Genomic DNA, 12,967 nt, shown 5'->3' with positions numbered 1-12,967 from the left:
ATTACCTCAGTATTAAGCGTTTTTGCCAGCTTCTTTAACAAGCTGAGCAACACGGTCAGAAAGCTGAGCGCCTTGGCCTACCCAGTGATTAACACGGTCTAGGTCAACACGTAGACGTTCTTCTTGACCACGAGCAACAGGGTTGAAAAAACCTACGCGCTCGATAAAACGACCATCACGTGCACGACGGCTGTCTGCCACGCTCAAGTGATAGAATGGGCGCTTCTTAGAGCCACCACGAGAAAGACGAATAGTTACCATATGATTGGTTCCTTATTGCTTAACGAAACACCTCTTGTCGGCCTCTTTATGAGACCTACTACAAGAAGGCGGCATATTCTAGTCGATTCGACCGAAAAACAAAAGGGCGAATTGATCGCCCTTTAAACATTTTTTTCATTCTAAGCACGAGTCTTAGAATTTCGGGAAGTTCCCGCCACCAGGCATACCACCACCTGGCATCATTCCGCCCAAGCCGCGCATCATTTTCTTCATGCCGCCTTTGGAGCTGAACTTCTTCATCATCTTCTGCATTTGCTTGTGTTGCTTCAGCAAACGGTTGAGATCTTGGATTTGTAGACCGGCACCGGCAGAGATACGTTTTTTGCGTGAACCATTGATCGCATCTGGGTTGCGACGTTCTTCTGGCGTCATGGAATTAATTAAGGCTTCCATTTGCACGAACATTTTATCGTTCACTTTATCTTGGATATCGCCAAGCTGTCCCATACCAGGTAGCTTGTCTAACATCGACGTCATACCGCCCATGTTTTTCATTTGTTGTAGCTGTTCACGGAAGTCTTCTAAATCGAAGCCTTTACCTTTCTTCAGCTTGCCAGCCAGTTTCTCAGCCTTATCCTTGTCGATTTTCTCTTCAGCTTGCTCGATCAAGGACAGCATGTCACCCATGCCTAGGATACGAGACGCCAAACGATCTGGGTGGAATGGCTCTAGCGCATCGGTTTTCTCACCCACACCCAAGAACTTGATTGGCTTGCCAGTAATGTGACGCACAGACAGCGCCGCACCACCACGGGCATCACCGTCGGTCTTAGTTAGGATAACACCGGTTAGTGGTAACACATCACCAAACGCTTTCGCGGTATTGGCTGCGTCCTGACCGGTCATGGCGTCAACCACGAACAGGGTTTCCACTGGATCAATGGCACCGTGCAGCGCTTTGATCTCCGCCATCATGTCTTCATCAATGGCCAAACGACCTGCGGTATCGACAATCAGAACGTCTTTATGAGCTTTCTTCGCCACATCAATGGCGTTGTTTGCGATATCAATCGGCTTTTGCGAGATATCACTTGGGATAAAGTCCACGCCAATGTCATTGGCCAGCGTTTCCAGCTGTTTGATCGCCGCTGGACGGTAAACGTCGGCACTGACCACCGCCACGGATTTCTTCTGGCGCTCTTTCAAGTATTTCGCCAGCTTACCTGCCGATGTGGTTTTACCTGCACCTTGAAGACCGGCCAATAGAATGATCGCTGGTGGCTTAGCACGCAGGTTAAGCTCATCGTTGGCTTGGCCCATCACGGCTTCAAGCTCTTGCTTAACGATCTTCAGGAACACCTGACCTGGGCTTAAGCTACGCGTCACTTCGGTGCCCACGGCACGCTCTTTCACCGCATTAATAAAGTCTTTTACAACGGGCAACGCGACGTCAGCTTCCAACAGCGCCATGCGCACTTCGCGCAATACATCTTTAATATTGTCTTCGGTGAGTTTGGCACGACCACGGATTCGGTCTAAGGATGACGTTAAACGTTCTGATAAATTGTCAAACATGTTGCCCTCAAAAATTTGCTTTAGATGGAAAAAACCGCGTTATTCAGTTTATCCAAGGTGAAATTGACTTTATTATAACGAAGATTTGATCGTCACCCTATAGTTTTAACCAGTGGATCGGCTTATACATGACACATCTTTCGCTTTGGCTTGCTTGTATTTTATCGCTCACAGCTGGGGGCACCTACTACATGCGCCCTGGACTCCGCACGACACAGACCCTCGGTGCCATTGCGATTGTGCTGCACACGATGGCCTTGATCCAGCTCTTGGCCAGCAAAGATGGCTTTGACTTCTTAACCATTGGTTTACTCATCGCCCTAATCGGCAATCTGTTACTCTGGTTTAGCAATCGCGACAAGGATCTTTCGTTACTGCTGTCGATCGCCTTTCCTTTAGCGGCGCTCATTATTGCTCTTAATGCGGTCGAACCTTGGGATTTACAACAGTTGCACAGCGCTTCGCTGGGGACTTCTATGCATATTCTGATTGCTTCAGTCGCGTACAGCCTATTTACCGCCGCCTGTGGCATTGGTGTTTTGCTGGCAATCCAAGAGTATCAACTCAAGCATCACCACCTAAAACAACTGTTACGCGTACCGCCCTTGCAGGTACTTGAACGCCTCATGTTTGAATTTATCTGGGCGGCGTTTGTCTTATTAAGCATCACCATCGCCACTGGCTTCTATTTTATTGAAGACATGTTCGCCCAGCACCTAGTCCATAAGACCGCGTTCACCATCGCATCGTGGTTTGTATTTGCAGGTCTGCTAGCGGGCCGACTCTACCTTGGCTGGCGTGGTCAACTGGCAGTTAAGCTGACTCTAAGTGGCTTTGTCCTGCTTATGTTGGGCTATTTTGGCTCACAGATAGCATTGGAAATTTTGAGTAAATGAGTTCGGCATTTGACACTCGATGCTCAACCCCTAATAATCCGATCAGATCTAATAACTGAGGCATTTTTTTCTTGAACGAAGTTCCCTTAAGTATTCTCTCTGGAATACTGTTTTTTTTAATCATTCTCTCTGCTTTTTTCTCAAGCTCAGAAACCAGCATGCTGTCGATGAACAAATATCGACTCAAGCATTTGGTTAAAAGCGGGCATCGCTCGGCTAAAAAAGCCAGCAAACTACTGGAGCGCCCAGATCGTTTGATTGGCGTTATCCTAATTGGTAACAACTTCGTTAACATCTTAGCATCGGCGATCGCGACCATTATCGCGGTACGTATTTGGGGTGATGCCGGGGTCGCCATCGCTACCGGTGCGCTGACTCTAATCATCCTAATCTTCGCCGAAGTGACACCTAAAACAATGGCCACGATCCACCCAGAGAAAATTGCCTTCCCGGCGTCTTGGGTGCTAACGGTACTATTAAAAGCGCTATACCCATTGGTCGTGATCGTGAACACCATGTCGAATGGCCTAATGCGCCTATTTGGCATTAAACACATCCACGGCAACCACGATACGCTTGGTTCTGAAGAACTACGTACCGTGGTCAATGAAGCTAGCGGCTTGATCCCTCCAGCCCACCAAGAAATGCTGCTATCGATCCTCGACCTTGAAAAAGTCTCGGTCGAAGACATTATGGTGCCTCGTAACGAAGTCATCGGCATTGATATCGAAGACTCGATTGAAGAAATCATTGAGCAAATCTGTCAATCACGTCACACGCGTATGCCGGTCTATAACGGCGAGATCAATAAGGTTATCGGTATCTTGCATGCGCGCCATGCGGCGCAATTCTTACGCGAGCCAAACCCCACTAAAGCGGCCCTACTAAAAGCCACTCTGGAGCCTTACTTTATTCCGGAAAGCACCTCAATCAACACTGTGTTGCTAAACTTCCAGAAAGATCACCAACAAATGGGTATCGTGGTGGATGAATACGGTGACGTTCAAGGTATTGCGGCATTGGAAGACATCCTAGAAGAGATTGTCGGAGAGTTCACGCCGCCACAGGAAGATGAGGAAGAGGAAATCAGCATCCTAGAAGATGGCTCTTTCCGCATCGAAGGCACCACCCATATTCGCGACATCAACAAAGCGCTAAGCTGGCACCTACCAACGGATGGGCCAAAAACCCTAAACGGTCTGATTATTGAGACACTTGAGTTCATTCCTGAGCATCCAATCAGTCTGTGGGTCGACAACTATATGATTGAGATCCAAGAGATCGAAGACAAAGTTGTCAAATATGCGCGCTTAGAACACAAACGCTAGCAGGTAACCTTATGAGATTTTGTCCAAAGTGCGGTCACCAAGTGAACATGGAAATTCCAGATGGCGATAACCGCGAGCGCGCGGTCTGTCCGAACTGTAGCTTCATTGATTACGACAACCCTCTCATGGTCACTGGCACCATTCCTTTGTATCAAGGCAAAGTCCTATTGTGTAAGCGCAACATTGAGCCACGCTTCGGTTACTGGACGTTACCCGCAGGCTTTATGGAGAACGGTGAAACCACTGTCGAAGGGGCATTACGCGAAACCTTGGAAGAAAGTGGCTCAGAAGTCACCATCAAGCAGCCGTTTTCAATGGTCAGCATTCCCCATGTAAACCAGGTTCACCTGTTCTACATCGCCGAGCTAAAGCAGCCTGACTTTCACCCCACCACCGAGAGTTCGGAAGTGGAACTGTTTGAGCTCTCTGATATCCCATGGGATGAGATGGCCTTTAGCAGCGTACGAAAATCCTTAGAGTTCTTCGTGGCCGATCACAAAAGCGGCGACTATGGCTTTCACGAAGACAGCATTCTGATCAGCACTCGACCTGAATAAGATGATAGGCCACCTCTTCATAGGGGTGGCTGTGTTTCAGAGCACTGACCACCGCCTCTTTTAGCTCGCTCAACAGCACCATTTCCACGCGATACTCTTCTACCTGCTCAAGCTTGCCCGCTTCACCGATAAACGGGTTGGCCGCGGCCGACGGGCGAAACTGTCCATGACCTTTAACTTGCCAGCAGCAAGCCTCATACTCGCCAATACGTCCCGCCCCTGCGGCAAACACCGCCTCTTTCACTGACTCTAGATGCGTCTCAGGGACGTAAAACACCAATGAATACATCGTCTACTCCTTTACCTCTATAACAGGCCTATTTGTTCATGCTGCACCGGCAAATGTACCTGAGGCACATACTCAGGCATCTGCTGCTGTAGTTTCTCATCCAACCAAGCAGCCAATGTTGGCGCAGCGATATTATCCGATGAATGGACAAACACCGTCGGCGCACGCCCTTCTTGTAACCATTGAACCAGCTTTGCAGCCCATTGATCCAGCCAGGAGTGATTGCGCTCAAGCTCAGGGTGACCAATAAAGCGCACCACAGGATGCATTGCAGTAGCCACGGCATGACAAGGCACGCGAGGTTTTTTACGCTGTGCGTCGATCAAGCTCTCGCAATAAGCCTCAGTGGAAAATACTGGGCGCGAGTCCATCACCACCTTATCGCACTCAGTGTTTGACAGCATGCGTAGAAAAGCCCCCTCATGCTCGCCTTTATCAAAGAAATCCAAGCTGCGCACTTCCACACTCAAAGGTGCCTTTAACTGCCAATTTTGGCAAAGTTTGCTAATGATCGGCAGATGACGGGGCTCAACCGTTGCCGGGAACTGCAACATAGTCGGTCCCAGCAAATGCTCAATCGGCTTTAATAAGGCTTGAAAAGCTTGCCACGCTTGCTGACATTCCGCTTCGCTTAATTCTGCAAATTGATGCGAAATAGTCCGTGGCACTTTAAAGGAAAAACGAAAGTCATCATGCACCTGAGATGCCCAGCGCTCGATTTGCTCGGGCGCCACATCGGTATAAAAGGTACTACCAACCTCAACACTGCTAAAAAACTTAGCGTAGTGCCCTAAACGCGCCCCTGTCGCTTCGGAACGTGGATAAAGATAGTCCACCCACGCAGGATGCTGCCACTGGGCCATACCATAGCGAATCATGGTCACACAGGATCCACATATTCAATTAACTCGATAAAGAAGGTTCGCTCTCCGTCAGCACGACGCAACACCACCTCATCGCCTTCGCTACGCTTGAGCAGTGCCTTCGCTACCGGAGAATCCATACTGATGTAGGCGTCGTGATGGTCAATCTCATCCGGCCCAACAATGCGAAAACGCTCTTGATGACCGTCGTCGTCTTCTAATGTCACCCAGGCCCCAAAGAACACTGTAGAGCGATCCAGTGGCACGCGATCTACTACAGTACACTGATCTAAGCGTTTTTCGAGGTAGCGCACACGACGGTCGATTTCACGCAATTGCTTCTTGCCATAGATGTACTCAGCGTTCTCAGAGCGATCGCCAAGCTTTGCCGCGTCACTGACAGTTTGAGTGACTTCTGGGCGCTTCACCTTCCACAGATACTTAAGCTCGGCCAACAATTTGTCAGCCCCTTCTTTGGTAATGTAGGCACCCTTGGGAGCTCCAGGTGGGCGATATCTGCTCATATAACCTCTCTACAGAAACCGTTTAACAACAACTTATGTCTTCTAAAAATAAAAATGGCGCCACGATCACTCGTGGCGCCATTAGATAACCCTAACTAAGGTTAGTCTTCTTTTGACAAATGCACATCCATTTGTGGGAATGGAATGCCAACGCCATTTTCGTCGAACGTGTATTTTACTCGCTCAAGCAGGTCGGAGCGTAATGCCCAGTAATCGTCCGCTTTCACCCAAGGGCGCACCGCGAAGTTCACCGAACTGTCTGCCAGTTCAAATACCCAAATAGCAGGCTCTGGATCTTTCAGCACTCGCTCATCGCTGGCCAAAATATCTTCCAATAAGTCACGCGCTTTCTTGATGTCTGAATCGTAGCTAATACCCACCATTAGGTCTAAACGACGGGTTGCCTCACGTGAATAGTTCACAATCGCGCTGTTCATAATGTCCGAGTTCGGCATGATGATGACACGATTATCTGGGGTCTTCATGTGTGTATGGAACAACTCAATGCGCTCCACTGTCCCCATGTGACCACCTGCATCAACGAAGTCTCCAGCACGGAATGGGCGCAATAAAATAATCAAGACACCTGACGCGAAGTTCGATAGGGAACCTTGCAGCGCCAAACCTACCGCTAAACCCGCGGCACCCAAAATAGCGATAAAGGAAGTGGTTTCAACACCGATTTGCCCCAGTGCCATCAACACCACACCAGCAAACATCAAAGCATACAGAATGCTTGATGCGAATCCCGCCACCGCTTTATCCACATTGGATTTCAGCATACGGTTTTCGACCCAATCGGAAACACGCCTAGCGATCATTTTACCGATAAAGAAAATAACGATGCCAGCAAGAATCGACACCCCTTTCTCCGTTAACCAAGGTAGCCACTGACTTCCTTCATCCAACAACTTCTCTAATTCATCCATAGGTATTCCCACTCTGTTAAATATTTAGGCCAAATAGTCCACTTTGTGTTGCCACTCCTCAAGCAAAGCTTGTAACTCAGACAATCCTTGCTTGGAGAAAACGACATAATTCTGCCCTTTTTTAGTGACAGAATTTATAACATGATTTTCATCAATCACAATACACTGCAAGCGCAACTGCTCTATTTCAGCATCATATCGTACACTTATTCCGATAAATACATGCCAGTCTCGCTCCAATAACTCCCCATCCACAGCCTGCCTGAGTAGCTGCACACAGCCTGCTTGGTCAATCTGGTAATAAGGCATACGCTGCTTGTGCTTGATAAAAAATACCAAGATCGACACAAACAAAACAAAGCTTATCAGTATTGCAAGCAGGACTTGTGCCATACCTTACTCAAACTTGAATGCTAGTAAATAGGTTTTTGCCTGGCGTAATTGCTCAATGTGCTTGGCTTCTAAGGCTTCCATTTCATCGCGAAATTTACGGCGTGCTTGCAAAGGCAACTCATTCCATTGGTCATGGGTTGGAATGTGCTGCGTGCCCGCTTCAATCGCATAGATGGCTTGCACATGCTCATGCTCTGACAGATCCACACTCAACTGATCGAGCAGATTCTTGACACGGATTGAGGCTTCCGTCCAAGACAGCTTTTCGTCCTGCTCAATCGCCTGCATGATCACCTGAATGCTCTCGATGCGTTTGGCGCGTTCTTCTTTCAGGCGCTGTTCACCCGCTTGAATACGCTCCGCACGCTGACGATTCAGCTTTAACTGTTTAACGATGAAATAGATAGATACGCCGATGACAATCAAGCAAACGGCGAGAACGGATACAAAGACGCTGATAGACATAAGTCTCCTGAAATAATCTCAAGCAATACACCTATTCTACACAGGCTTCAGGAAACGATCAGCAAAAGAAGGGATTTAGGGCGTCGTACCAAGTACGATGCCCTAAGTTTTCATTTTTTGTCCTGCATAATGTGACGGTAGGCAATGATGCCAAACCAAACCATAAACACAGCACACAGACCAATAACCACCACACTAGCGATAACAACACCGTCCGAGAACATAACAACCTCCTAATCAGCAATATGTTGCATTGCTAGAGTAGGCCGCAGACGGATCTCTACCGCTGACGCAGATCAGATTACTTTTTAGCCACTTGCAAAATATCTAATAAACCCTGATACACATCAGGAGTCGCTGCGATCAAATAATCACCGTTTATCAGCGTCGGCCAACTCTGTTGCGATTCAGCAAAGTGACCGACTTTGGCCCCCGCCTCCACAGCAATCAAGGCGCCTGCCGCCATGTCCCAAGGTTTGACCGATTCATAATAAGCATCCATTTGACCACGCGCCACTGCACACAGGTCTAATGCCGCTGAACCATTACGACGAATGTCTTGGCAGTTTTCCAGCACGCGACTGAGCAAGGTGAGCAAATCCGGCAAACTGTCTTTGTTATACGGGAAACCAGTGGCCACAATCGCATTGCGCAGCTCCGAACGGCCACTGACTTTCAAGGCTTCGCCGTTTAGCCAAGCACCTTGGCCTTTGATGGCGAAATAAGTTTCGCCGAGAAACGGCGCATGCACCACGCCAACCCAACGCTCACCTCGATAGTAGACCGCGATCGAGACCGCCACATGCAGCAAACCTTGGGCAAAGTTGATGGTGCCATCAATCGGGTCAATCACCCACACCGGTATCTCGCTGTTGTTCGCCAACTCCAGATCCGGCGACGACTCTTCCGAGAGAATCAAATGTTCCGGAAAAGTCTGCTTGATCTGACGACACAGATAGGCATCGATCACTAAGTCCGTTGACGTGACCAGCTCATGACCGGATTTATACTGTTCTGAGAAGTTCGCTTGTTCACGGGCGTCGACAATCATCGCCCCCGCGTGCGTGGCCCAGCTTTTGGCATAGCCCAGCCATTCATTTACCGATGCATCATCCATGCTTAATCCTCCTATACGATGCGCTGCGCTAACCAACGGGCAATGTCGCCCACTTGCTCAGGACACACAGAGTGGGGCATATCATACACCTGATACTCAGTGCTAAACCCTTGCTCATCTAGGCGCGCACGGGCACGTCCAGCGAGCGTTGGCGCCACAACCGGATCAAATGAACCATGGTGAATCAAAATCGGGACATGACGATTGATCGACTCTGCTGCCAGCGGCACACTTTCTGAGTCCGCTAGGTAAGTCGATAACGCCATCACGCCTGCTAACGGGTATTGACCAAACAACGCCACTTGGTAGGCGATCACACCACCTTGGGAGAAGCCCGCCATCACGGTCCGCTCACTAGCGATCCCCTGCTCTTGTAAGGACTCGATAATGGCTTCGATTTGCGCCGTCGATTCGTGAATATTGTCCATATCCACCTTACGGTCCAAGGACATTTCTAAAATGTCGTACCAGGCGCGCATCTGCATGCCGCCATTCACCGTCACCGGGCGAATCGGCGCATTAGGAAAGACAAAACGAACGGCTTTATTGGCGAGGCCAAGCTGCGGTACTAAGCCCTCAAAATCGTGACAATCCGCCCCTAAGCCATGTAACCAAATCACCGCATGAGTGGGATTCTCCGCTGTGTCGACTGTAATGTATTCAAGTGCTTCAGACACCGTACTCTCCAAAAAAATAGGCTATCGATTTACTCGATAGCCTATCATATTTTCAAGCATTTGCTGCGCCGCTTAGTGGGACACTGGCAACTTTGTTTCCAGCACCTTCTGATTAGCATCCAACACAAATTGCACATCCGCCTGCTGCAACATAGAACAAATCATATGCCGAGTGATGCGCTCAAAATACTGCATAAAGCCCTTCAAGGTTTCGGGTGACATCACTTTAATATCCAAGGTATCCAACACCCCACCGTGGATATCGTGTAAGTGTGCCTCGAGCACCCGCTCTTGTTTGTTACGCCAGTCATACACCACATCAAAACTCGGTGGCTGCATCCACATGCGCACATCAATCAGATTAAACAGCTTGCGGTAATCGTTTTCTAGATGGTCATTCACTGCCAAGCGCCAGCTGCCATCTTGGTCTTTATCTTTTTCCAGTACATTGATGGGGTCCATCAAATGCTCATGGGCCATCGGCTGCGCACCGACGCACCAGCCCTCAAAGAAAATCACATCTACTGGGCCTGCGACCTCCTGCCAACGGTGCACAGGTTTTCGATCATCCAGAGATTTATCAAAGGTGGGGACATACATGACCTCACCGGCCTGTAAGTGTTTTAGACGATCAAAGATATTCAACGCCAGCGGGATGTCATGGGTGCCTGGCACCCCTCGGGTGGCGAACAATGGGTGCACCTTTTGCGCGTAATGCAAACGATCAGAACGCTGCATATACAAGTCATCTAAGCTGACAACAATGGCATTCAGGTCAAAACCTTTGGCAAGAATATGGCTGACCACCGAACAGAACGTGGTTTTACCACAGCCCTGAGGGCCACCTAACCCTAAAATTAAGGGCGCATGCTTCGGTTTTTTGTACTCACTGACCCATCTTGCAAAGGGCAAAAAGAGATCGTCAATACGCTCTACCAAGGACTCATCAGCATACAACCCTTTCAGAGTTTGCTCGACTTCAAAACGCAAACGTTCCGCTAATGAGGCTGGTAGATTATGAGCTTGGCTTAACAAGCTAAGTTCAAGAACATTTATCATACGCTACCTCCCGCACTGTATCCCCCTAAGTATAGACACAGATCATTATTTGACCATCCGGCGTAACACTCGGCTTTGCCATGACAGCGCCGCAAAATGGTAAAAAACCTTAAATTCCGCTTAACTTTGCGCAAATTTACTTCAAGATTGGGTAGCAAACACCGTACACTATGGGACAAGATTGTAATTATCCCGTCTAATAGAGTTGAAACTAGGTTGGACACCCCGAATGGGCTGTAAAAATGGAGAAGCTTCAATGAGTCTTAAAGGTCGCTTACTTGCTTTGGCATGTTTTTCGACAGTGTTAACTGGGTGTGTGGTCACACAGCCCACGTCACCTGTGTGCAATTCAACGTCCCCTTGCGTGAATGGCATGAGCAGCCAGACCAGTAGCAACAACCTAGGCATGAACAACGCGACGCAAAGTTATGAAATCATCGAGGCTCAGCCGCGCGACCCGATTATTGTCAACGCCACTGGCTACTCTGCTCCTGTTACCAATAAAGCCTTATCCAAAGCCCAAGCACGCTTGATGTCTTTACGTGGCTCAAAGCTGGACGCTTACCGCAACTTATCAGAACGAGTTTACGGCATCAGTTTGGATGGCAGCAGCTCGTTAAGCAATATGATGGCGCAGCACGACGACCTGCGCACCTACGTCAATGCGTATTTGGTCGGTGCGAAAGTCATTTCGCAACGGGAGCTAGAAGATGGCACCTTTGAAACCGTGGTTGAACTGGCGTTGCAAGAAAACTTCCGCCAATGTGCTGGCTCTCCGGAAGCCATTCGCTCAAACCCAAATTGCCAACTGATCAAACGCTCCAGCAGTACGACGTCCACCCCTAAGAAGCAACCTTCAACCTTTTATAGTGTTCAGTAATGAAAGCGCTTATCACGCCCCTCCTTATACTGCTTTGTTTTAGTGCGCACGGACAGATCATCCGTGCCGATGGCCAAGCCATCATTTACAACCAAGACATTAATGACGCCCGCTATCGCGCCACGCAGCAGGCCATCAAACAAGCCAGCTTACAAGCCAGTGCTTCGGTACGCTCCAGCGATACCCTCAACAACGGCACCCTGCATTCAAACACGCGAGTGCAATCAGCGGGGCAAGCCAGTGATGTCAAAATTCTCTCCGAACAGATTTTTGATGACATCCTAAGCTTAACGATCGAAGCGGACATCGAAACCGAAGGGATGTGTGATAACGGCACCAGCAATACTTATCGAAAATCCGTCGGCGTGACCGGTTTCGCCCTGCAAACACCACAGCAAGCCACCTTGGGGGCCTTGCATAACATTGGCCGCGAGCTGCCAAAAAGCCTAGTCGACGCCATGAATCAACAGGGCTATCTGCGCGCACTCGCCGCTACTCACTTAAGCGTTTACCCCGATTTAATTAACGCACCAACCTCTGCCAACAACGATGGTTCGCTCACCGATGTCGCCCGCATTGGCGAAGAGCTTGGTGTACAATACGTGGTCAGCGGTGTGATTCGCGACATCGGTGAAGTCTACCCCAAGCACCCAAATCAGAAGACACCACTCAACTCTCTGCTGAGCTGGGCCAACAAAGAAGACGATCAGCGTAAATTTGTGTTGGATTTATACATTTATGATGGTTTTAGTGGTGCGTTAATCTTCCAACATCGTTACGATGAGACAGGCAAATGGAACACCAAAGATAACAACAAGGTAGGTTTTGGGTCAGCACAGTTTTGGGGCCTGCACTACGGTAAAGTCGTGGCACAAGCTTTAACCGCTATGTCACTAGACAGCAGCGATGATTTAAACTGCCAACCTTTTGTCGCGAACATCTTTCGCACCGAAGGCAACCGTATCTACCTAAATGCCGGCGCATTAGCGGGCATTAAAAAAGGCGACCAGTTTCAAGTTTTCCGTCGCTATGAGATATTTGACCAATTACAGAATGCGCAAACACAGCTTAATAATGCCAACATCAATGTTACTATTACGCAAGTGCAGCCGAATTTTGCGATCGGTGAATTAGCGGTGGAAGCGCGAATTTTAAACGTACAGCAACAAGATGTTGTGATCGCTTGGTAAATT

The 12,967-nt window shown here is 48.8% G+C and carries 16 protein-coding genes; 5 read left to right on the top strand and 11 right to left on the bottom strand.

From position 1 onward, the window contains the following. Positions 1–12 precede the first annotated feature (12 nt). Together rpsP and ffh are read right to left on the bottom strand one after the other, a co-directional pair. Positions 13–261, bottom strand: a complete 249-nt coding sequence (gene rpsP / locus MAQ5080_RS13680; protein WP_055464159.1) for a 30S ribosomal protein S16 — start codon at positions 259–261, stop codon at positions 13–15. 153 nt (positions 262–414) lie between these two features. Further along, positions 415–1,797 carry a signal recognition particle protein gene (gene ffh / locus MAQ5080_RS13675; RefSeq protein ID WP_067212077.1) on the bottom strand — a complete coding sequence of 461 codons (1,383 nt, stop codon included), beginning with the start codon at positions 1,795–1,797 and terminating at the stop codon, positions 415–417. Between the two features lie 191 nt (positions 1,798–1,988). On the opposite strand from ffh, the gene MAQ5080_RS13670 reads away from it, so the two are divergent. The 3 genes from MAQ5080_RS13670 (at position 1,989) to MAQ5080_RS13660 (ending at position 4,578) form a co-directional block, all read left to right on the top strand. After that, positions 1,989–2,693, top strand: a complete 705-nt coding sequence (locus MAQ5080_RS13670; RefSeq protein ID WP_231870851.1) for a cytochrome C assembly family protein — start codon at positions 1,989–1,991, stop codon at positions 2,691–2,693. Positions 2,694–2,764: 71 nt separating this feature from the next. Further along, positions 2,765–4,021, top strand: a complete 1,257-nt coding sequence (locus MAQ5080_RS13665) for an HlyC/CorC family transporter (RefSeq protein WP_067212084.1) — start codon at positions 2,765–2,767, stop codon at positions 4,019–4,021. Between the two features lie 11 nt (positions 4,022–4,032). After that, a complete protein-coding gene (locus MAQ5080_RS13660) occupies positions 4,033–4,578 on the top strand; it encodes an NUDIX hydrolase (RefSeq protein ID WP_067212087.1) in 546 nt (181 codons plus the stop codon). Here the strand turns inward: MAQ5080_RS13660 and MAQ5080_RS13655 are convergent. The 9 genes from MAQ5080_RS13655 to MAQ5080_RS13615 form a co-directional block, all read right to left on the bottom strand. Next, a complete protein-coding gene (locus MAQ5080_RS13655; protein WP_067212091.1) occupies positions 4,559–4,867 on the bottom strand; it encodes a YqfO family protein in 309 nt (102 codons plus the stop codon). The two genes, MAQ5080_RS13660 and MAQ5080_RS13655, sit on opposite strands and share 20 nt — an antisense overlap. A gap of 17 nt (positions 4,868–4,884) precedes the next feature. Next, a complete protein-coding gene (locus tag MAQ5080_RS13650; RefSeq protein WP_067212094.1) occupies positions 4,885–5,745 on the bottom strand; it encodes a DUF72 domain-containing protein in 861 nt (286 codons plus the stop codon). A 2-nt stretch (positions 5,746–5,747) separates the two neighbouring features. Further along, entirely contained in the window at positions 5,748–6,254 is a 507-nt protein-coding gene (greB, locus tag MAQ5080_RS13645; protein ID WP_067212096.1) for a transcription elongation factor GreB, read from the bottom strand. Positions 6,255–6,355: 101 nt separating this feature from the next. Next, positions 6,356–7,183, bottom strand: coding sequence for a mechanosensitive ion channel family protein (locus MAQ5080_RS13640; RefSeq protein ID WP_067212098.1), 828 nt, complete (start codon positions 7,181–7,183; stop codon positions 6,356–6,358). 24 nt (positions 7,184–7,207) lie between these two features. Continuing rightward, entirely contained in the window at positions 7,208–7,576 is a 369-nt protein-coding gene (locus MAQ5080_RS13635; protein WP_067212101.1) for a hypothetical protein, read from the bottom strand. Between the two features lie 3 nt (positions 7,577–7,579). After that, complete coding sequence (locus tag MAQ5080_RS13630; RefSeq protein ID WP_067212110.1) at positions 7,580–8,041, bottom strand: DUF2489 domain-containing protein; 462 nt, start codon at positions 8,039–8,041, stop codon at positions 7,580–7,582. A gap of 301 nt (positions 8,042–8,342) precedes the next feature. Beyond that, positions 8,343–9,158, bottom strand: coding sequence for an inositol monophosphatase family protein (locus tag MAQ5080_RS13625; protein ID WP_067212113.1), 816 nt, complete (start codon positions 9,156–9,158; stop codon positions 8,343–8,345). An 11-nt stretch (positions 9,159–9,169) separates the two neighbouring features. Further along, positions 9,170–9,835: an alpha/beta hydrolase gene (locus MAQ5080_RS13620; protein WP_067212116.1), complete on the bottom strand. Its 666-nt coding sequence runs from the start codon at positions 9,833–9,835 to the stop codon at positions 9,170–9,172. Between the two features lie 72 nt (positions 9,836–9,907). Continuing rightward, a complete protein-coding gene (locus tag MAQ5080_RS13615) occupies positions 9,908–10,894 on the bottom strand; it encodes a hypothetical protein (RefSeq protein ID WP_067212118.1) in 987 nt (328 codons plus the stop codon). A 373-nt stretch (positions 10,895–11,267) separates the two neighbouring features. Here MAQ5080_RS13615 and MAQ5080_RS13610 point away from each other — a divergent pair, with 373 nt between their 5' ends. Beyond that, positions 11,268–11,774, top strand: coding sequence for an LPP20 family lipoprotein (locus MAQ5080_RS13610; protein ID WP_231870852.1), 507 nt, complete (start codon positions 11,268–11,270; stop codon positions 11,772–11,774). Continuing rightward, on the top strand, positions 11,774–12,964 hold the full coding sequence (locus tag MAQ5080_RS13605; RefSeq protein ID WP_067212123.1) for a flagellar assembly protein FlgT: 1,191 nt from the start codon (positions 11,774–11,776) through the stop codon (positions 12,962–12,964). The genes MAQ5080_RS13610 and MAQ5080_RS13605 overlap by 1 nt, the downstream gene beginning before the upstream one ends. Positions 12,965–12,967: the final 3 nt, after the last annotated feature.

It is taken from the genome of Marinomonas aquimarina, assembly GCF_900089755.1.
Taxonomy (GTDB): Bacteria; Pseudomonadota; Gammaproteobacteria; order Pseudomonadales; family Marinomonadaceae; genus Marinomonas; species Marinomonas aquimarina.
Note: the sequence above shows the minus strand (reverse complement) of the source record. Positions and strands in the feature narration are given on the sequence as shown.

Excerpts from the sequence above, each read along its gene's own strand:
- rpsP (WP_055464159.1), bottom strand. The coding sequence starts at position 261 with ATGGTAACTATTCGTCTTTCTCGTGGTGGCTCTAAGAAGCGCCCATTC.
- ffh (WP_067212077.1), bottom strand. The coding sequence starts at position 1,797 with ATGTTTGACAATTTATCAGAACGTTTAACGTCATCCTTAGACCGAATC.
- MAQ5080_RS13670 (WP_231870851.1), top strand. The coding sequence starts at position 1,989 with ATGCGCCCTGGACTCCGCACGACACAGACCCTCGGTGCCATTGCGATT.
- MAQ5080_RS13660 (WP_067212087.1), top strand. The coding sequence starts at position 4,033 with ATGAGATTTTGTCCAAAGTGCGGTCACCAAGTGAACATGGAAATTCCA.
- MAQ5080_RS13655 (WP_067212091.1), bottom strand. The coding sequence starts at position 4,867 with ATGTATTCATTGGTGTTTTACGTCCCTGAGACGCATCTAGAGTCAGTG.
- MAQ5080_RS13650 (WP_067212094.1), bottom strand. The coding sequence starts at position 5,745 with ATGATTCGCTATGGTATGGCCCAGTGGCAGCATCCTGCGTGGGTGGAC.
- greB (WP_067212096.1), bottom strand. The coding sequence starts at position 6,254 with ATGAGCAGATATCGCCCACCTGGAGCTCCCAAGGGTGCCTACATTACC.
- MAQ5080_RS13640 (WP_067212098.1), bottom strand. The coding sequence starts at position 7,183 with ATGGATGAATTAGAGAAGTTGTTGGATGAAGGAAGTCAGTGGCTACCT.
- MAQ5080_RS13635 (WP_067212101.1), bottom strand. The coding sequence starts at position 7,576 with ATGGCACAAGTCCTGCTTGCAATACTGATAAGCTTTGTTTTGTTTGTG.
- MAQ5080_RS13630 (WP_067212110.1), bottom strand. The coding sequence starts at position 8,041 with ATGTCTATCAGCGTCTTTGTATCCGTTCTCGCCGTTTGCTTGATTGTC.
- MAQ5080_RS13625 (WP_067212113.1), bottom strand. The coding sequence starts at position 9,158 with ATGGATGATGCATCGGTAAATGAATGGCTGGGCTATGCCAAAAGCTGG.
- MAQ5080_RS13615 (WP_067212118.1), bottom strand. The coding sequence starts at position 10,894 with ATGATAAATGTTCTTGAACTTAGCTTGTTAAGCCAAGCTCATAATCTA.
- MAQ5080_RS13610 (WP_231870852.1), top strand. The coding sequence starts at position 11,268 with ATGAGCAGCCAGACCAGTAGCAACAACCTAGGCATGAACAACGCGACG.
- MAQ5080_RS13605 (WP_067212123.1), top strand. The coding sequence starts at position 11,774 with ATGAAAGCGCTTATCACGCCCCTCCTTATACTGCTTTGTTTTAGTGCG.